Here is a 20,432-nt window from a genome sequence, read left to right as displayed (position 1 = left end):
GGGATTAACTTATGGTGTTGAAAATATGTCTCTAAAACCTTACATTTCTCGCTTATTAGCTTTGGTTCTCGTCCTTGTCATCGGATTGATGGGTTGTTCTAGTAGTTCGGGGTTAACGGGCAATTATGGAAAGGATACCCTGACGGTGATTGAAACTTTAACCACAGCCCTTGATTTAGTCAAAGATGACCCGAATAAAGCGGCAGTTGAGTCGCAGGCAAAGGAACAAATCAACGATTACATCTCCCTCTACCGACGAGATAAAAAATCCGGGGGTTTGCGTTCTTTCACTACTATGCAAACAGCTTTAAACTCTGTAGCAGGTTATTATACCGCCTACGGTTCCCGTCCCATCCCCGACAAACTCAAACAACGTTTAAAACAAGAATTTAAACAGGTGCAATTCTCTCTCCAGAAAGGAATTTAGATACAGTGATCAGTTATCAGTTATCAGATGTGGGTTTACTATCTACTGCCGACCGCCGACCGCCCCCTGCCTCCTGCAAAAATCAGACCAAATCCGGTTAGACTAGAAATACAAAGCGTATTATAAAAAACTACAAAATTGATTCAAGACGAAACCCTAGAATTATTGGAATGGCCGCGGCTATGTCAACACCTAGCTACTTTTGCAGCGACTAAACTAGGTGCGATCGCAATTCGTCAATTGCCGTTACCGGAAAGCAAAGAGGAAAGTTTAAACCTACTCTCCCAAACCAAAGAAGTTTATAGCTTAGAACAAAAATTAGATAGTCGTCTTTCCTTTGATGGGATTAGCGACATCGGCGATGCCCTAGAAAGGGCGCATCTGGGGGGTTTATTATCGGGACAGGAACTTTTAAATATTGCCACGACTTTAGCGGGAGTGCGACGTTTACGCCGTTTAATTGACGAACAGGAAGATATACCAGTTTTAAAAGAGTTAGTAGCGGAAATTCGCACCTATCCAGAGATAGAACAGGAAATACACCGTTGTATCGATGAAGATGGCCGGATATCTGATCGCGCTAGTCCCCAATTACGGGAAATTCGGGGACAAATGAAGGTGATTAGAGAGCGAATTTACCGAAAATTACAGGATATCATGCAAAAACAGGGGGGGGCTATCCAAGAAGCGGTGATTACCCAAAGAAGCGACCGCTGGGTGATTCCCGTCAAAGCAGCGCAAAAAGAGCAAATACCGGGGATAATTCACGATACTTCCAGCACAGGGGCTACTTTTTACATTGAACCTCACTCTATCGTTGACCAAGGCAATCAACTACGGCAATATCGTCGTCAGGAACAAATCGAAGAAGAAAAAATCCTGCGGCAGTTAAGTAATCTGATCGCCGAAGCCTTTGAGGACTTAGAATATTTACTAGCGATCGCTACTAGGCTCGATCTGGCCACCGCTAGAGCCCGTTACAGTTTATGGTTAGAGGGTAATCCCCCCCGCTTTATCGATGGTTCGGAAACGATTACTTTACGGAATTTGCGTCACCCTTTGCTCTGGTGGCAAAAACACCACGAACAGGGGGGGGAGGTCGTACCAATAAATGTGCAGATTAGCCCAGAAATTCGGGTTGTTGCCATCACCGGACCAAATACTGGCGGAAAAACCGTTACTTTAAAAACCCTCGGATTAGCGGCTTTAATGGCGAAAGCGGGCTTGTTTATTCCGGCGCGGGAACCAGTGGAGATACCCTGGTTCGATCAGGTTTTGGCCGATATCGGGGATGAACAGTCTTTACAACAGAGTTTATCGACTTTTTCGGGTCACATTCGCCGGATTGTCCGCATTTTAGCGGCTTTAAATTCTCGTTCCTTGGTTTTACTCGATGAGGTGGGAGCAGGTACGGATCCAGCCGAGGGAAGTCCTTTAGCGATCGCTATTTTACAATACCTCGCCGATCATAGTTTACTGACGGTGGCTACCACTCACTACGGGGAATTAAAAGCGTTGAAGTATCGAGATTCTCGCTTTGAAAATGCCTCGGTAGAGTTTGATGATCGCACTCTTTCCCCCACTTATCGACTATTATGGGGCATTCCGGGGCGTTCTAATGCTTTAACTATTGCCCAGCGTTTGGGATTGAATCCCGAAATTGTGGCCGAAGCGAGAAATCATCTGGGTGGGTTATCGGAGGAGATAAATCAAGTAATTGCCGGTTTGGAAGCGCAAAGACGGGAACAGGAGTCAAAAGCTAAGGAAGCTAGTCAATTACTGCAACAAACGGAGAAATTTTATACAGAGGTGTCCACGCGGGCTAATTCTCTACAGGAGAGAGAGCGAGAATTAAAGCGTTATCAAGACCAGGAGATACAAAAAGCTTTATTATCTGCAAAAGCAGAGATTAATGAGGTTATTCGCCGGTTGCAAGCGGGAACAAAAACCGGTAAAGATGCCCAAAAAGCCACAGAGGAGTTAACTGCGATCGCAGAAAGGTTATTACCAAAAACGGAAAAAACTAAGGTTAATTATCGTCCGCAAGTGGGGGAAAGGGTACGCTTGCCCAATTTGGGACAAACTGCCGAAGTTTTAGCAATTTCATCAGAATCAGAGGAGATTTCCCTGCGTTTCGGTATGATGAAGATGACCCTACCCTTAGATCAGATTGAGTCTTTGGATGGTCAAAAAGTGGAAACTGTGCCAAAACCTGCCAAAAATTTGCCACAAACTCCCGCAAAACCCCAGGAGACTCCTTTAATTCGTACTTCTAATAATACCGTCGATATTCGCGGTTCCAGGGTGGCAGAGTCAGAAACGGATATCGAACAGGCGATCGTCAGGGCTACCCCATCGGGTATATTATGGATTATTCACGGTAAAGGTACGGGGAAATTGCGTCAAGGTGTTCACGATTTCCTATCCCGTCATCCCCAGGTAAAACGCTTTCAATTAGCACCCCAAAATGAGGGCGGTTCGGGAGTAACTATCGCTTATTTAACTTAGGGTTTGCTGAATAGGTTTTTTGTCGGGTTAGAAGTCAGTTATCAGTTATCAGTTATCAGTTATCAGATGCGAGTTTTCAGTTCATTGTTTACTGATCACTGAAAATACTCCCCAACTCCCACTCTACAATAACTACTGGCAGCCAGAAATACATTGGGTTACTATCATACTTTGTGCTTTTTGTCAAAAAAACTTTTTTTTTGCAATAAAACTACACAAAAAAAAGATCATCGTTGTGGGTGAAATTGACTAATTTACCCGTCTTAATTAGGATCACCTTCTAGGTGTGGTAAGGGTTTCAACCGTTGCCGCCCAAAAAATTACAAGATAAACCATTATGAAATTCTATCAAATCGCTGTAACCATTGGAACATCGTTGTTAAATAAAAATCTTTCTCAATTAATTCTTAAGAATTTGTAAATATTGCGTAATGTTAATTTAAATATTCTCAAGTTTTGGGAGTTAATCAATAATTTTTGCTTATATTTAGCCAAGATTCGGTTAGGAGACAGTATTCTCCGAGTCAGAATTCAGGAGTCGGGAGTCGGGAGACTGTTTTTATTTATTCTCCCTTCTCCCTTCTCCCCTCTCCCCACTTCCCACTGTGCAAGGGGATTATTTTGTGGAGAATAAAACGTAAAAACAGGGAATAATAAAGAGAGTTAACAGAGTTGCTAAAGACAAGCCCGAAAAAACGACAATTCCTAAAGGCTGCAGGAATTCTCCCCCCTCTCCCAATCCTAAAGCGAGGGGAAATAAACCTAAAACCGTGGTCACGGTAGTCATTAAAATCGGTCGTAAACGTTGGGGAGCGGCCTTTAAAATAGCTTGTAGTCGAGTAAAACCGAATTCTTGCCGCAATTGATTGGCTAATTCCACCATAATAATCCCGTTATTAACCACAATGCCCACCAATAAAACCACCCCGACGATGACAATGGCATTGATCGGGGTTTTGGTCAAATATAGTCCAAAAATTCCCCCCGCTAGGGCCAAAGGAACGGTTAACATAATCACCAAAGGGTCTATGAGCGAGTTATACTGCACGGCCATGACCACAAAGACTAAAAATACCGATAAACCCGCTAATAAACCCAAAGAACCCTGAATTTCTTGATTAGACGTGGCAGCAGCACTGGGTAAAATGCTGATACCATCAGGTAAGGGAGTGGAATTTAAAACCGATTTTACCCCTGCGAGTGCGTCACTTAATTTCGCTCCCTCGACCAAACTGCCGATAATAATAAAAACTTGACGCTGATTGATTCTCTGGATGACCCCTGGGGTTTTTCCCGCTTCAATCTGGGCGATATCTGCTAATTTTAAGTCTTCTTGCCTATTGACAAAAATCGGTATTTGTGATAGGTCACTAATGGTTTGCTGCGAGTTGGGGTCCAATTGCACCCGGATATCGATTAATCTTTCTCCCCGTTGCAGTTGGGTGGGGATAAATCCTTGAATAGCGGTCTGTACCGTTTGTCCCACTTCTGGGGTACTCAATCCCAAACTATTTAAGCGCGTCCAATCGGGTTTAATCTGGATTTCTGGTTGTCTGGGGTCAGCATCGGCACGAAAACGCACACTAGGGACTTTTTCATCGAGAATACTGAGGATTTCTTCACCAGCTTGCTCTAAAGTTTTGCCATCGCGTCCCTGTAACATCACATCCACATCGGCACCAACGGAGGGAGAGTTATTAAGAATAATACCGCGCACTTGACCGGGGGTGAGACGCAAACGCACGTTAACGAGGTTTAATTGCTCTAATGCTTTGCTCATGCGTTCGATATATGCTTCTGTATTAGTGCCTTTTTTGAGATTAATCGTACTAGAAGCGCGCAAAATATTTTCATTGGTAGTTGTACCAAAAAGAGAACCGCCACTGGTAGTAAAAACATACTGAGTTTCCGGTTGTGATAATAAAATCTTTTCTACTTCCCGCATCACCTGACGGTTAGTATTTAAATTGGTACCGGGGGGAAATTGGGCAAAAACGTTCACCTGTCCGGTTTGAATACGACTAAAGACTTCTTGGGGGATATATTGCCAGAGATAAAAACTACTTCCCCCTAAAATTAAAAAGGCCAGTAGGATAACAAGTATTCTGTAGCGGATGATTTTAGCTAAAAAACGACCGTAGAGAATAGTTAAACCTTCTAGACGTTGACTAAAGACTCTTAAGAGCCAAAATCGCTGAATACCACTAGAAACCCGCATATTTAACAAACGACTGGCTAACATGGGAACAACGGTTAACGCACACAGCAGAGAAGCAGCCACAGCAAAACTGATAGTGAGGATAATCTCGTTAAACAGTAGGGAAATAAAACCACCCAGTAATAAAAATGGCAGGATAGAGACGAGATTAGTCGCAGTGGAGGCCACTAAAGCAGATTCTACCTCTTGGCTGCTATTCCGGGCAATTTCTAAAAAATCTCGCTTATTTTGGTTTTGATTAACTTTGAGGGCAATATTTTCCAGCATGACAATGGAATTATCTACCACGATACCCACTCCTAGGGCCAATCCTCCCAAACTAAACACATTTATCGATAACCCGAATAACTTCATACAGATAATTGCGACGAGGGTAGAAAGAGGAATCGCTAGGATAATGATAAAAGTCTGTCGCAGGGAACCCAGAAAGACGAATACAGTCAATCCTGCTAAAATTGTCCCCGCTAATCCCGAAGAAACCACGTTATTAACCGCGTTTTGGATAAATACAGACTCATCGGTAGTGGGGACAACTTGTATCCCCTCTGGAATTAACCCGGATTTTTTTAATTCGGCAATGCGTTTTTTGACCCCTTCTACCACAGCAATCGTGTTCGCATTCGGTTGTTTTTGGACGCTAACCCTGACGGCATTTTTTCCATTTAGGGTGACAAAAATTCTTTGTTCTTCTGTCCCATCGATAACTCTGGCCACATCCCGCAGATAGATTTTTTCTTCGGGATTATTACTATCGGTCAGTGCTAAATCTTGAATGTCCGCTACGTTTTTAAATTTCCCCACCGAGCGGGTTAAAGGTTCCCCTGTTTCTCCCTCTAGTCGGCCACCAGAGATGTCCTGATTACGTCTTTCTAGGGTGTCTAAAACCTGATTTAATCCCACTCCTAAAGATTGTAATCGCTGCAGGTCAATATTAACTTGAATTTCTTCTCTAACTCCCCCAATCACGTCCACTACTGCCACTCCTTCCACAAATCCTAATTCTCTCCCTAATTCTTCATCAGCAAATAATCTTAAATCTTTTAGGGGTAGGGTATCAGAAACGAGAGCAAATTCATAGACGGGTAAACGAGATGGTTCAAATTTATTTAAGCGCGGTTCTTCAATAATATTGGGTAAATTTTGTCGGACACGATTAAAACTTTCGGTAGCTTCATTTAAAGCAACATTTAAATCTCCCCCTGGTTGAAAAAATAAATCTACTCGCATCCTTCCCTCGCGAGTTTCTGAATAAACTTGCACTACTCCCTCGGTGGCACTCATTCCTTCTTCTAGGGGTTTAGTTACTTCTTCGAGAATAACTTCCGGGGAAACTCCAGGGACATTCATCCTTAAACTAATGCGAGGATAAGTGATAGAAGGAAGCAAATCTACTTGTAACCGATTTAGAAAAAAAAGACCGATGATGATAACTGCTATAGTTAACATCAATACGCCTATATGACGACGAATTGATAGACCGCTTAGGGAGATGTTTTCTAACATGATTACACTAAATAAGTTGAGTATAGGCTACTTATAGAGGAGATGCAAAAGGCAAAAAGCAAAAGGCAAAATGGGAGATAAATAATCAGTTTTTAATAACTAAATTTATTATTACCTATGGGGAATAGTAACCTGATAACTGATAACTAATTAATTGTACATAACTCGACCGAAACCCCATAATTTTTGATAATAATGACGACTGACGCTATCCCTATCATCGGTGAGTAGATTGATAGCTATACCATTATTACCTGTTTCTTTTCCTGAACTGTGGATATATTGATTATTACCTAAATATAAAGCCACATGATTAACTCTTTTATCACCAAAGAAAATTAAATCTCCTGGTAGTAATTCCTCTCGGTTTATTTTTTGACAAAAAGCCTCCTGTTGATAGGAATCTCTCGGCAACCAAATGCCAAAAGTGGCAAAAGCAGCTTGGATTAATCCTGAACAATCGTAATTAGGTGCAAGGGTTCCACCCCAGAGATAATGATTGGTACGATTCATTGCTTCCTGAGTAAAAGTTATAATCTCAAGAATATGTTTTTCTATATCGGAACGAGTTAGAGGAATTTTTTGATAAGCTGTGGCGGCTGCCGCAATCGCATCTAAATCTTCTAGGGATAACCAAGCTAAATAATTATCTTCCCTTAGCTGAATTTGTAGCCCTTTTTCGGTAATTTCTAGGGAAAGAAATTTTAATTTTCTTCCCTGTTGTGCTTGGGTAGCTAACTCTTGACAACTGGGAGAATTGTAGAGATTTAAGTCTCGCACACAGAGATATTCTTGGGTAGATGATGGGGGAAGGGAGATGATTCTCATAAAAAATATATCAGAATTATATTGACAGAAAAAACTGCCCAACTAGCCAAAAGCAAAGGGATAAAAACGAGTAGAATAACCTTAGTTCTGTCATCTTCAAGTTTCCACCTCTCTTAATTCTTGGCTACAGAGATAATCTATAACTGAACTGAATCCCTGAAAAATTATTAAACCTCTTGCCTAATTAACTTTTCACGGTTCAAAAACGGCGAAAATAAGGATTAAATCGCCTAAAATATCTAAATAGAGCATTCAATCGCTTATTATTCATTCTCAATTCTCCTGACTACTGACTACTGGCTACTGACTCCTAACCCTAACAACAATTTTTGATTTTTACCACAGGTGGATGATAGCCAGTTCCTTAACAATATGTTACAATAACCAGCGGGAGGGGGGAGTGATCAATATCTGGAACTTTTGGGCTAGAGATAGATTCTATGGATCAGCAGTCACCTCCTAAAGTAAGCTTTTAATCAGATGTTGAGGTTAGTCCATGGCCAATGTTTCGGGGCGGTTTGAAAAGCAAGAATACAGCCAAAACTCAGAAAATACCGTCGCAGTGGTCAGTTCAGTCATGTCCGGTTTTAAAAAAGCATCTCCCCTGCAAAAGGGCTTATTTTGGGGAATAACCCTTAGTTTTACCGCCCTAGTTTCCGCCACTGTTGGGGCTGCTGTCGCTTTAATTAGCCCCTTACCCGCGCCAATTGGGGCCATCTTCCAAAAAACATCTTTTCCCACCCAAACAGACATCCTTGAGGATCAAGCTTGGAATAGCTTAATCAATCAGCAGCTTTCTCGTCCTGTTAATATTTTAGTTATGGGCATCGATCGAGTTTTAGATGCCAAAAACGGCGACGATGTATTTAAAGGTCGCAGCGACACCATGCTCCTAGTGCGCTTCGATCCTAGCGATAAAACCGTGAGAATGCTGTCTATCCCTCGCGATAGCCGCGTCAGAATACCCGGCCACGGTTTCACCAAAATTAACGATGCCAACGTTCACGGTGGACCCACTCTAGCGGCAGAAGTGGTCAGTAATACTTTAGGGGATGTCACCGTTGATCGCTATGTCCGGGTAACTACCGATGCCTTTAAGGAATTAGTCGATTTAGTCGGGGGTGTAGAGGTTTATGTACCCGAACGAATGTATCATAAAGATGTCACCCAAAAATTAGAAATTGATTTACAAGAGGGTTGGCAAAATCTCAACGGCGACCAAGCCGAACAATTTGCCCGTTTCCGTAACCCGCAATACGGCGATATCGGTCGCGTACAAAGACAACAAATTTTATTAAAAGCACTCCAACAAAAGATTTTTAGTCCGACAATTCTCCCCAGTCTCCCGAAAGCAGTACAGGTTTTACAACAATATATCGATACAAATTTAACCGTCGAGGAAATGCTGGCTATCGCTAATTTTGGCCGGGAAATTAAACAGGATGACTTAAGAATGATCCTACTACCCGGCCGGTTTAATAGCCTCGAGGAATACGATGGTCGCAGTTATTGGATTTTGAACCGTCGCGAAATTAGAACCATTGTGGCTAATAATTTTACCGATAACTACGCGGGGGGAGAAACCTCCGTTTATAGTCTGCGGATTGCCATTCAAAATGCCACCCATACCAAAGGTTTAGCCCGTCGTACCCGCAATTATCTGGCCAAACGGGGCTATACAAATGTTTATATTAGCGATGACTCCTCCCAAAAGCTAGAAACCACCGCAATTATTGCCCAAAAAGGTGATGTTCAGTCCGCTAACCTCTTGAAAAATCAATTGGGAATCGGTAAAGTAGAATCATCCTCCACTGGTGCTTTAGACTCAGACCTAACTATTCGGGTGGGTGATGATGTGGCCCAGTTTCTCGACGCTCAACAGTAACAATGTTGAAAAATTTTTTCAGTCTGGTTTTAATTATTTTGCTGGCGATTCTTTGGCTACTTTTCGCCGCCCGTCCGGTGGCTTTAGCCCAAGATAAAACGATTAACTATAGTTTTGCCCAGCTGCAAGATCGGGATTTTTCCCATCAGGATTTGCGCGGAGGAGTTTTCGCAGCTGCCGCGATGCGGGGAGTTAACCTAGAATGGGCCGATTTATCCTATAGCATTCTCACCGAGGCTGTCCTCTTAAAAGCTAACTTAAAAGGGGCCGATTTAACCGCCTCTCTAGTGGATAGAGTTACTCTCGATTTTGCCGATTTAACTAATACTATTTTTACCGATGCGATCGCTACTCGCAGCCGTTTTTATGACACAATTATTACCGGGGCCGATTTCACTAACGCGGTAATTGATCACTATCAGGTCAAGTTAATGTGTGAACGGGCCGATGGCATTAATCCGGTCACGGGAGTGGCCACCAGAGATAGTTTAGGCTGTAATTAGCAATTCTGGGCAGATTCTAGCTGAAGGCACAAAAATAGCTTACCTCCTAGGGCCAGGCTATCTCGATCGAGACAGCCTAGATGTAGAATGAAAATACTGAGCGAGGCTAGAGAAAGGAGAGGGACTCTTGATAATCGTCATCGATAACTATGATAGTTTTACCTACAATTTAGTCCAGTATTTGGGAGAATTAGCCTCCGATTTCCCGATCGCTGTGCCGATCGAGGTCTATCGTAATGATAAAATCGACCTGGCCACAATCGAACAAATGCGGCCGGATGGAATTGTCATTTCCCCCGGTCCCGGTCGTCCAGTCGATGCGGGCATATCTCTGGAATTAATCGCCAAATTTAGCCCCCATTTGCCGATTTTGGGGGTCTGTCTGGGTCATCAAAGTATCGGTCAGGTATTCGGAGGGGATGTCGTCCGGGCCCCGGTCTTGATGCACGGCAAAACTTCCCCAATCTATCACAACAGTGAAGGGGTATTTCAAGGCTTAGAAAATCCTTTTACTGCCACCCGTTACCATAGTTTAGTGATCGAGCGCTCCACCATGCCGGATAATTTAGAGATCACGGCCTGGGTCGAAGATGGTACGGTCATGGGAGTCCGTCATCGGGATTACCCCCACATTCAAGGAGTACAATTCCATCCCGAAAGTATTTTAACCACTGCTGGCAAGGAACTTTTAAGAAACTTTCTCCGATCCCTCTAGTGTTCACTAATCCCCAACCCCTGAAATTAACCTTAACTTGATTAATTCTGTATCTACATTTATGAAAAGGCGAGATTTTATCTTATCGGCGGGGACAAGTTTCTTAACCGTGGCAGTAAGCTCAGTTTTAGCGGAAACTAAACCGAAACCCACTAACCCCACTTCCCCCCAAAAACCCGATAATTCCCTCCTAGTTCAATGGTTGGGTCATAGTTGCTTTTTATTCACCGGAGGAGGGCAAAGAGTCCTAGTTAATCCCTTCCGGGCAATCGGTTGTACGGCGGGTTTTCCTTTGCCAAAAGTAGAAGCAGATATCGTTTTAATTAGTAGTCAACTCTGGGATGAAGGGGCCGCCGAGAATTTACCCGGTAATCCGAAAATTTTGTTTGAGCCGGGGGCCTATGATCTGGGTAAATTAAAATTCCAGGGCATTAGTATCGCCCACGATCGCATGGGGGGGCAACGTTTCGGCATGAATGTGGCTTGGCGTTGGACCCAGGCGGGGATTAGTATTGTCCATTTAGGGGGGGCTGCTGCCCCAATTGAATTAGAACAAAGAATTCTCCTAGGTTCGCCGGATTTAGCTTTTATTCCCGTGGGAGGTGGTCCAAAAAATTATAATCCCCAAGAAGCAAAACAGGCGATCGAAGTTTTACAGCCGCGAATTGCTGTCCCGACGCAATACTTCACCAGTGCCGCCGATAAAAATGCCTGTGAATTGGTGTCTGTAGATGAGTTTCTCAAGTTAGTCAAGGATAAAAATATCCGTTTAATCGAGGACAATAAATTACGGATTCGTGCCGCCGATTTACCCAAAAAAGGGACTCTCATTCGCGTGTTTGACTACCGCAATCTGTTACAGAAATCCTAATTTTTAGGAGCCAATGACCTAGGACTGCTGTAGATCATCTCCTAGTTCTCTAAAAATTGCTTTAACAATCTTATTTAAAATGTTTTTGCCCAAAGAATCTCGCTCTTTTTTTAGACAGGGATGGACAATTGCAGTTTTACTAATTGCCCTGCTTGTTTCCCTGCCAATTTTATCGGTGGCCAGTAGTTTATTAACTAATTCCAGTCAAGTCTGGCAACATCTGATCGAAACTGTTCTCTGGGATTATCTAGTTAATTCTTTTTGGTTAATGGGCGGGGTGGGTAGCGGCGTTTTAATCATCGGTGTTGGCACCGCTTGGTTAATAACGATGTGTCAATTTCCCGGTCGTCAACAATTTCAATGGTTATTATTACTACCCCTTGCCGCTCCCGCCTATCTCTTGGCCTATACTTATACCAATATGATGGACTATTTTGGTCCGGTGCAGACCTTCTTAAGAAGCGTTTTCGCTTGGGATAGTGTCGAGGATTATTGGTTTCCTAATATCCGTTCTCTTTGGGGGGGGATTCTGATGTTAATACTGGTGCTTTATCCCTACGTTTATCTGTTAGCAAGGGTCGGTTTTTTAGAACAATCTGTCTGCACGGTGGAGGCAAGTCGCTCCTTGGGATGTAATCCTTGGCGCGGTTTTTTTACCGTTGCTTTACCCCTAGCAAGACCAGCAATTATGGCGGGATTGGCCCTAGCTTTAATGGAAACTCTGAACGATTTTGGTACGGTGCAGTATTTCGGCATTAATGCTTTTACCACGGGGATTTATAATACTTGGTTCGGCATGGGCGATCGCATAGCGGCGGGGCAGTTATCAACAGTTTTAATGGTATTTATCCTCGTTTTAGTTTTCCTTGAACAATCCTCCCGTCGTCAAGCTCGTTACTATGAAATGACCAATCGTTTCCAGTCACCGACTAAGTACGAACTAGGATTTGTTCGCAGTTTTTTGGCAATTATCTCCTGTTTTGTGCCGGTATTTCTTGGGTTTATTGCCCCTGCTTTTTATCTAGCTTATCTAGCCTTTAATCATGCCCAAGAAACTTTTAATAATGACTTTTTTAGTCTATCGGGAAACAGTTTTTTTCTGGCTACTTTAAGCGCAATTATTGCGGTAGTTTTAGCTTTAATTCTCGCCTACGGGGAAAGACTTAATCCGAATAAAACTCTTAAGGGATCTGTGCGGATTGCGGCCGCTGGTTATGCTATACCCGGCATTGTTATCGCGGTGGGGGTTTTAATTCCTATCGGCAAATTAGATAACTTTTTCAATCAAGGATTAAATACAAATTTAATTCTGAGCGGCACGATTTTCTGTCTGATTTTTGCCTATATTGTCCGGTTTTTAGCCGTAGCTTTCTCCACACTAGAATCGAGTTTAAGTAAAATTAAACCTAGTTTAGATGATGCTTCTCGCAGCCTTGGTTATGGCACTGGTGCCACTTTAATGAAAGTGCATATTCCTCTTTTGTCGGGGGGATTATTGACGGCAGCTATGTTAGTTTTTGTCGATGTGATGAAGGAATTACCGGCTACTTTGGTCCTAAGACCTTTTAATTTTGATACCCTAGCGGTGCGCGTTTATCAATACGCCAGTGATGAACGTTTGGTGGAAGCGGCAGCCCCAGCCTTGGCCATTGTCTTAGTGGGATTAATTCCGGTAATTTTTTTAAGTTGGCAAATTTCCCGACGGGCGATCGATTAAAGTGGTGGCCGATTCCTAGACCAGTTGGCGATCGGCTGGCAGCTTAGTTCCATAGTCTAGTACAAAATAATGTTACAGTTCTTGACAAGACTACTAGAGAGAGGGGCTGTCAGTGATAGGATTCCCTAAAACCCCTTTTCTTTATTTTTGTAGAGAGAACAAAATCCTATGACAGAACTTTCTGGAAAAGCTCCTAAGTTCGGTGGCAGCACGGGCGGTTTACTCACCAAAGCCGATCTGGAAGAAAAATACGCCATCACCTGGACAAGCAGCAAAGAACAAGTCTTTGAAATGCCCACCGGTGGCGCCGCTATCATGAACGAAGGCGAAAATCTCCTCTATTTAGCCCGCAAAGAACACGCGCTCGCTCTTGGTACCCAATTCCGGACGAAATTCAAACCCAAAATCGAAGATTACAAAATCTATCGGATTTACCCCAGTGGTGAAGTGCAGTATCTCCACCCTGCTGATGGTGTCTTCCCCGAAAAAGTTAACGCCGGTCGTGAATTTTTCGGCAAAAAAGACCGCAGTATCGGCAAAAACCCCGAACCGGCGACAATTAAGTTCTCTGGTGTCACTCCCTACGAAGCATAAATAATCCCTAAAATCGAGAGTGGGGAGTTAGATTTAGAAGCTATTTGGCCCTAGTATTTAACTTCCGACTCTCGATTTCTCTGATCGCAATCGGCTGCAAGTGTTGTGCTATCCGTTTCCTAAACCATCAAAATATGATCTTCCCCGACTTCGATCGCTTTCGTCAACTCGCCGGCCAAGGTAACTTTATTCCTGTCTATCAAGAATGGATCGCTGACCTAGAAACGCCGGTTTCCGCCTGGTATAAAGTTTGTGGCGATCAAGCCTACAATTTTTTATTAGAGTCGGTGGAAGGGGGCGAAACCTTGGGACGCTACAGCTTTTTAGGTGGCGATCCCGTCTGGGTATTGGAAGCGCGGGGAAACACCACCACCCAAACTTTTCGCGATGGTTCTCAAGAGATTTTTTCGGGGGATCCTTTCGAGATTTTAGGCCAATGTTTAGCCCCGATCGTACCAGTTAAATTGCCGCAATTACCCGCAGGAATAGGGGGTTTATTTGGTTTTTGGGGTTATGAATTAATTAATTGGATCGAACCGCGAGTGCCTATTTATCCCGCTACGGATGCCGATCTACCGGATGGTATTTGGATGCAGGTGGATAATCTGATTATTTTTGATCAAGTTAAACGGAAAATTTGGGCGATCGCTTATGCCGATATCCGGGGTAAAAATCCCGATTTAGCAGCCGCTTATCAAGCGGCCTGCGATCGAGTGACCCAGTTAGTTCTGAAGTTACAATTACCCCTACCAACTAATGCCAAAACTCTGGAATTATTACCGGTTGGTCAGGGAAAAGAATTAGTCTATGAAAGCAATACAACTCAGGAAAAATTCTGTCAAAATGTCTTGAAAGCCAAGGATTATATCAAAGCGGGGGATATTTTTCAGGTGGTTATTTCCCAGCGCTTAAATGCTAATTATCAGGGTCATCCCTTCGATTTATATCGTTCCCTGCGTCTGATTAATCCTTCTCCCTACATGGCTTTTTATAACTTTAAGGATTGGCAAATTATTGGCTCTAGTCCTGAAGTGATGGTTAAGGCAGAACGGGACGAATTAGGTAAAATAAGGGCTACGGTCAGACCAATTGCTGGCACCCGTCGCCGGGGACAAAGCTTCAGTGAAGACCAAGCTTTAGCAACGGATTTATTGCAAGATCCCAAAGAAATTGCCGAGCATATTATGTTAGTGGATTTGGGTAGAAATGATCTAGGTCGAGTATGCGATCGAGGTACGGTCAAAGTGGATGAATTAATGATAATTGAACGTTATTCCCACGTTATGCACATTGTTAGTAATGTGGTGGGGGATTTAGCCACCAATAAAAGTGCTTGGGATTTATTAAAAGCCTGTTTTCCGGCGGGAACTGTCAGTGGGGCCCCGAAAATTCGCGCTATGGAAATTATCCATGAATTAGAACCCTGTCGTCGTGGTCCCTATTCAGGGGTTTATGGTTACTACGATTTTGAGGGACAGTTAAATAGTGCGATCACGATTCGCACTATGATTGTTCGTCCCCAAGGTAATCAAAATTATCTGGTTTCCGTGCAAGCGGGAGCAGGGTTAGTAGCCGATTCTGAGCCGGAGAAAGAGTACGAAGAAACCCTCAACAAAGCTAGGGGTTTATTGGAGGCAATTCGCTGTTTAAGTTAGATTTTAAGGTTCCAGCTTATTGCCATAAGTTTAGCGAGGGGTAATAGTTAATAAAACCTGATAGGAGGCTGACGGCGTCGTAAACACCAATAAAACCTGATTATTCTCAAGACTTCTGGGTGAACTGCGACTAGTAGAAGTATATGCCCGTACTGTGTCCGTCCGAGAGTTCCAACTGCGATTAGTCAGTGTCGAATTGATAGTGAGTACAACAGCGTCTCCAGAATTTCCCCTAATACTTGTACCCGCAACAGTTGAAGGTATAGCTACTCCTGGCGGAATATTATTCAGGGGACCTGTAGCAACAGTACAGGATGCACAAAAATCTCCCCCAATAACTTGAGCTTTAACATTTGCTGCTGCGGTAAGGACGGGTACAGTTAATGCTAGACCAGTACCAAAAAGACGATCTGTGGAAGGGGGGATGAGGTTAAATATTCCATTGGCGGCTCTGGTGGCAACTCTGGTGCTGGCAGCGTAGTCAACTCTATCCCTATTTCCAGCAGTCACAGTAGTCATCTCCACCTGAGCGTTGGCATTCAAAATCACTTGACCACCACCATCGCGAACACAGGCAAAAAAACCATCCACAGGAGGGGCATCAGGATTGTCGATTAGGTTAAAATCCGCAGGACAATTGGGGTTATTAGCAGCCGTTGCTAACATATCAGTGACAGGGGAACGAATCCAAGTATCAATATCTGCGGGGGTGATGTAGTTGCCATTAGGGTCCAAATTAGGACCAAAGCGCCACAAGACTCGCGGACCGGTCAAAGAATTTTCAGGGCCTGTGGTATAGTAAACGATCTGATCGGGGAGCGCCTGACCTGGATTGTTGGGATTAGAAATTTGGAAAGCAAGAACTACTCGTGATCCGGCGGCACGCGCTTCGGCTACTTGATCCGTCACGATCGCAGCGTCAGCATCAGCGATAATTCTTGCCCGTCTCAGGTCATCTGAAACAAACTCTAGAGTACGATTAAGATTATTTCGGATTTCACTATCAGCACTAGCTCGATAATTGCTTCTGAGCAGGTTAATCACGCCAATTCCCGATACCAAGACGGCAATCAGCATCATTACACCCGCCAGTAAAACTTCTGTAATCGTGAAACCGGCGTGTCGAACTGGTTGGTGAGCTTGTCGAACCAACCCGGCGGATTTTTTCTGTAAACGACCTAAGTGATTGATATACTCTAAATAAAAACGCATAGTTTTAACCCGTGCCAATTCCTATTTTCTATACTTCCCTAGATATTTAACATTATATTCCAGTCCCAGAGATTTGATTAAACTGGGTGATTCTGTTCACAGCTATTAACCGCTTGGGGGAGTAGCTGATTTTACAGGTGAGGTTTTCGTACACTTGTATTAGTATAATTGTTGAGCCTCAAGGAGATAAGAAGTCCCAAGCACTGGTTACAATCAAGGATAAGTAATTTTTCGATCGATGTCATCTAAAAATAATCATGCGTCTTTTACACACCATGCTCCGGGTCAATAATTTGCAGGAATCTCTACAATTTTACTGCGATGTGCTGGGAATGAAGTTACTGCGCCAGAAAGACTATCCCAATGGTCAATTTACTCTCGCTTTCGTCGGTTATGGCGATGAGGCTAATCATGCTGTCATCGAACTGACCTATAATTGGGGAGTCGATCGCTATGAAGTCGGTAATGCTTACGGTCATATCGCCCTAGGTGTGGATGATATCTATAGCACCTGTGAGAAAATTAAAGTTCTTGGTGGTAATGTCACCCGGGAACCGGGCCCGATGAAACATGGTTCTACGGTGATTGCTTTTGTGGAAGATCCTAATGGCTACAAGATCGAGTTAATTCAACTAGGAACCCAAGCTGCTGCCGTGGCTACGGCTTAAATTTATTGTCGTCAAAAACTTATGTCTGTTGAAATTGAACGGAAGTTTCTGGTTAAAGGGGATTCTTGGCGATCGCTGGCTGCTGGCAAGTTGTATCGTCAGGGATATATTCCTACCCAAGAGGGATTGACAACTGTGCGAGTTCGTGTAGTTGGAGATCGGGGTTATTTAACCATTAAAGGCAAGACTGAGGGTATTAGTCGCCTGGAATTCGAGTATGCAATTCCCCTAGAAGAGGCGGCAATCATGTTAGAAAACCTCTGTAAAAAACCTTTAATTGAAAAGATTCGTCATCGTATTTCTCTGGAGAATTTAACTTGGGAAGTTGATGAATTTTTAGGGGATAATCAAGGTTTAATTATGGCTGAAATTGAGTTAGAACAAGAGGATCAAGTCATTAGTATTCCTGATTGGATCGGCGAAGAAGTCACGGGAGATGAGCGATACTACAATAGCAATTTACAGAAATTTCCCTATAAAATGTGGTCATTGTAGTATTGATTTCTTTCGGGGTTAACTCTGGGTAGATACGGCTTTTTCTGCTTCGTTTAGCTTATTTGTTACCCGTCGGAGAACGCCATTAATAAAGCGATAACCTTCATCATCAGAATAACGTTTGGCTAATTCGATCGCCTCATTGATTGCTACTTTTTGAGGTATATCGAGATAGAGCATTTCTGCCACGGCAATTTGCAGGATATCTCGATCGATTCTCGGTAAACGATGCAGTTGCCAATCCACTAAAGCACCGGTTAATTCCTGTTCGATTTCCGCACGACGACGATAGACTGTACCGATTAATTCTAGGGCATATTCCCGCACTTCGTACTGACTAGATAACTGGACAATTTCGGGAAAATCTATCACAGTTCCTAAGCGATTAATGGCATTGTGGGTAAGAGAAATTGCTTCTTGTACCATAGTTTGGGCGCTTTTTAGATTTGTCGCCTTAGTATCACTAGCGAGAATCCGTTCATTACCACGACTAATTTCGGCAGCTGCGGTTTCTAAGGTTTCTTGAATTTCTAGGGTTAAGGTTCTAACTGCGACTAAAATTAAATCGTTTAAAGTTTGCTGTTCCAGGTTTTCAGGATTGCCTTTAATCTGACTTAAACTCAAAAGGGCAAGTTCTCGAGCAATGCGGCGGGGTTGTTGACGGGGATGCATAGAAGTTTAGAAGTAGAGGAAAGAAAATTATACAACTTTATCGATCGCTATTCGCTTGGCTTAACTTTTCTCGGCGATCAATTCTTAACTAACCTCTATTCTAGCATAAAAGCTGCAAAAATATGAATCTTTAGCTTTTAATTAGACAAAAGACAATATCTATCTTGAATCTCCCCTAATTTAGTCTCAGCTTCTTGAGCATTAATAGCTAATTGGGCAAACTCTAGAAAGCGTTTTAATTCCTTGCGTAACAAATTCCTTTCTACTTCCCAGGTTTCTCGATCTAAGGTGGGCGGCATAACAATCATATCAAATAAAGTCGCCTGTTTTTTATCGGGATGGGGGCGCAATATTCGCCCGCGACGCTGAATAAATTGTCGAGGATTACCACTACTAGCCAGAATGACTGCGTTTTGAATTGATGGCAGATCTACTCCTTCATCTAAACATCTAATTGCCACTAATCCTTGTAGATAACCCTCCTCAAATTGTTGGCGAATTTTTTCTCGTTCTTCCAGGGAAGTTTCGGCGGTGTAGGTAGCAACTCGATAACCTAATTGATTGCCCAATAAATGAGTAACTGCCTCTACTTGACGACGATAATTAGCAGTATAATTTTCTACATAACCATCCCCACAATAAAATAAAGTATGATCCGTATCTAAACGCTCTTGCATCAGTTGTTGTAAAGCCTGTAATTTGTTACTTGCCGAACCAACTAATCGTGACCTTTGCATTAATAATGTAGTCAGGTTTTCATTGCTATTAAAATTACTATTTTTCTGTAAAATCCAGCCGATTCTTTGGGTTAATTTTGCGTATAATAAAGCCTCATTATCGGTTAATTCAACCAAGACTGGATAATAAAAATAATTGACTAAAGCACCTTTACTAATAGCATCAGCTAGGGTAAATTCTGGTTGTAAAATTTGTCCAAAATATTCAAGAATAGCGTCAGTTCCTTCCTCATCAAAATATCTTTCAGGAGTAGCGGATAAAGCCAATCTTAGCCCTAAAGAACGGGGTAATAATTCTTCTAATCGGGGGGAACCTAAATTATGAGCTTCATCACCAACGATTAAAGTTTTATCGGGAAAAAATTTTATTTGTGATTGAAAACCCTCGCTAATAAAAGTTGAGTTAGTAGTTAAAATAGTGACAAATTTTTGATTACCCGCTTGCACATTATATAATTCTGTGGCTAGTTGACTTTGCCATGTGTGGACACTTTCGTAGGCTAAAATCGGTTTAAGATTAAATTTTTCCGCTTCTCGTTGCCATTGATTGACTAGGTGACGATAGGGACAAATTACTAATAATACTTGCAGTTCTATCGCTTGGTAAAGTTCCATGGCAATAGCTAAAGCAGTAATAGTTTTACCGCTGCCAGTGGCCATTTTTAAAGTTCCTCTTCCCCGATTACGAAACCAACTGATAATCGCTGTATTTTGGTAGTCTCTCAATTCTAAATCGGGGGGAATTCTAGGAATACCGGAGGGATTAACTCGATAGAATCCTCGCAATTCAGCAACTTGCTTGATTTTGCGGGAATTAAGAAAATCCCTAGTTATTTTCTCCCAATCTATCCAGCAATTATTCATAAGACCTATTGTAAAAATCAAAAATTGTTGTTAGGGTTAGGCTTCGGCCGTGAGATCAGCGTTCGACCGAGCGTTCGACAAAAGCTCACGCCGAGGTCCGAACGGAGTCGGTCGTCAGGAGATTGTTTTTATTTATAGCGTTTCCTATTCGCAAAAGGTTTATAATACTAAATCCTGTTTAAAAGGTATAGTGGATCAGCGGAGTGCTAGACCAGCGAGAAACAATCGATAGCTTGGGAGTTAATCACACTATTACAAATAGTTTTGGTATAAGTTTAAAAATAGCAAAAAGCCAAAAACTTAAAAGCTAAAGGTTAATCCCTAGACAATTGGGATGGAAAGACCATCCCACAGCTATCA

16 protein-coding genes are annotated in these 20,432 nt (G+C 42.8%); 11 read left to right on the top strand and 5 right to left on the bottom strand.

Annotated features, from left to right (window positions below; all coding sequences use genetic code 11):
- Nucleotides 1-25 precede the first annotated feature (25 nt).
- Together psb27 and MiAbW_RS04595 are read left to right on the top strand one after the other, a co-directional pair.
- Nucleotides 26-427, top strand: a complete 402-nt coding sequence (gene psb27 / locus MiAbW_RS04600; protein WP_151695118.1) for a photosystem II protein Psb27 — start codon at nt 26-28, stop codon at nt 425-427.
- Between the two features lie 138 nt (nt 428-565).
- A complete protein-coding gene (locus MiAbW_RS04595; RefSeq protein ID WP_151695117.1) occupies nt 566-2,935 on the top strand; it encodes an endonuclease MutS2 in 2,370 nt (789 codons plus the stop codon).
- A 616-nt stretch (nt 2,936-3,551) separates the two neighbouring features.
- On the opposite strand, the gene MiAbW_RS04585 is transcribed toward MiAbW_RS04595, so the two are convergent.
- Nucleotides 3,552-6,656: an efflux RND transporter permease subunit gene (locus tag MiAbW_RS04585; RefSeq protein WP_151695115.1), complete on the bottom strand. Its 3,105-nt coding sequence runs from the start codon at nt 6,654-6,656 to the stop codon at nt 3,552-3,554.
- 150 nt (nt 6,657-6,806) lie between these two features.
- Nucleotides 6,807-7,484, bottom strand: a complete 678-nt coding sequence (locus MiAbW_RS04580) for a C40 family peptidase (protein WP_151695114.1) — start codon at nt 7,482-7,484, stop codon at nt 6,807-6,809.
- A 496-nt stretch (nt 7,485-7,980) separates the two neighbouring features.
- Here MiAbW_RS04580 and MiAbW_RS04575 point away from each other — a divergent pair, with 496 nt between their 5' ends.
- The 7 genes from MiAbW_RS04575 (at nt 7,981) to trpE (ending at nt 15,424) form a co-directional block, all read left to right on the top strand.
- The gene (locus MiAbW_RS04575) at nt 7,981-9,369 is read left to right on the top strand and encodes an LCP family protein (RefSeq protein WP_151695113.1); all 1,389 of its coding nucleotides are present in this window, start codon (nt 7,981-7,983) and stop codon (nt 9,367-9,369) included.
- Nucleotides 9,370-9,371: 2 nt separating this feature from the next.
- Nucleotides 9,372-9,872, top strand: a complete 501-nt coding sequence (locus tag MiAbW_RS04570) for a pentapeptide repeat-containing protein (protein WP_151695112.1) — start codon at nt 9,372-9,374, stop codon at nt 9,870-9,872.
- Nucleotides 9,873-9,999: 127 nt separating this feature from the next.
- Nucleotides 10,000-10,587 (top strand): anthranilate synthase component II, encoded by a 588-nt coding sequence (locus MiAbW_RS04565; RefSeq protein ID WP_151695111.1) that lies wholly within the window; start codon nt 10,000-10,002, stop codon nt 10,585-10,587.
- Between the two features lie 61 nt (nt 10,588-10,648).
- The gene (locus MiAbW_RS04560; RefSeq protein ID WP_151695110.1) at nt 10,649-11,458 is read left to right on the top strand and encodes an MBL fold metallo-hydrolase; all 810 of its coding nucleotides are present in this window, start codon (nt 10,649-10,651) and stop codon (nt 11,456-11,458) included.
- Between the two features lie 79 nt (nt 11,459-11,537).
- Complete coding sequence (locus tag MiAbW_RS04555; protein ID WP_151695109.1) at nt 11,538-13,175, top strand: ABC transporter permease; 1,638 nt, start codon at nt 11,538-11,540, stop codon at nt 13,173-13,175.
- Between the two features lie 168 nt (nt 13,176-13,343).
- Nucleotides 13,344-13,769 (top strand): photosystem I reaction center subunit II PsaD, encoded by a 426-nt coding sequence (locus MiAbW_RS04550; protein ID WP_151695108.1) that lies wholly within the window; start codon nt 13,344-13,346, stop codon nt 13,767-13,769.
- 134 nt (nt 13,770-13,903) lie between these two features.
- Nucleotides 13,904-15,424: an anthranilate synthase component I gene (gene trpE / locus MiAbW_RS04545; protein ID WP_151695107.1), complete on the top strand. Its 1,521-nt coding sequence runs from the start codon at nt 13,904-13,906 to the stop codon at nt 15,422-15,424.
- A 30-nt stretch (nt 15,425-15,454) separates the two neighbouring features.
- Here the strand turns inward: trpE and MiAbW_RS04540 are convergent, their stop codons facing one another.
- Complete coding sequence (locus MiAbW_RS04540; protein WP_151695106.1) at nt 15,455-16,636, bottom strand: PulJ/GspJ family protein; 1,182 nt, start codon at nt 16,634-16,636, stop codon at nt 15,455-15,457.
- A 257-nt stretch (nt 16,637-16,893) separates the two neighbouring features.
- Here MiAbW_RS04540 and gloA point away from each other — a divergent pair, with 257 nt between their 5' ends.
- Entirely contained in the window at nt 16,894-17,304 is a 411-nt protein-coding gene (gloA, locus tag MiAbW_RS04535; RefSeq protein WP_151695105.1) for a lactoylglutathione lyase, read from the top strand.
- 21 nt (nt 17,305-17,325) lie between these two features.
- Nucleotides 17,326-17,799, top strand: coding sequence for a CYTH domain-containing protein (locus MiAbW_RS04530; RefSeq protein WP_151695104.1), 474 nt, complete (start codon nt 17,326-17,328; stop codon nt 17,797-17,799).
- Between the two features lie 18 nt (nt 17,800-17,817).
- Here MiAbW_RS04530 and nusB read toward each other — a convergent pair whose 3' ends face one another.
- Together nusB and MiAbW_RS04520 are read right to left on the bottom strand one after the other, a co-directional pair.
- The gene (gene nusB / locus MiAbW_RS04525) at nt 17,818-18,471 is read right to left on the bottom strand and encodes a transcription antitermination factor NusB (RefSeq protein WP_151695103.1); all 654 of its coding nucleotides are present in this window, start codon (nt 18,469-18,471) and stop codon (nt 17,818-17,820) included.
- A gap of 137 nt (nt 18,472-18,608) precedes the next feature.
- Nucleotides 18,609-20,072 carry a DNA phosphorothioation system restriction enzyme gene (locus MiAbW_RS04520; RefSeq protein ID WP_151695102.1) on the bottom strand — a complete coding sequence of 488 codons (1,464 nt, stop codon included), beginning with the start codon at nt 20,070-20,072 and terminating at the stop codon, nt 18,609-18,611.
- Between the last annotated feature and the right edge of the window lie 360 nt (nt 20,073-20,432).

Origin of the sequence: Microcystis aeruginosa NIES-4325, from assembly GCF_008974145.1 — a bacterium.
In the GTDB taxonomy this organism is placed as follows: Bacteria; Cyanobacteriota; Cyanobacteriia; order Cyanobacteriales; family Microcystaceae; genus Microcystis; species Microcystis aeruginosa_G.
Note: the sequence above shows the minus strand (reverse complement) of the source record. Positions and strands in the feature narration are given on the sequence as shown.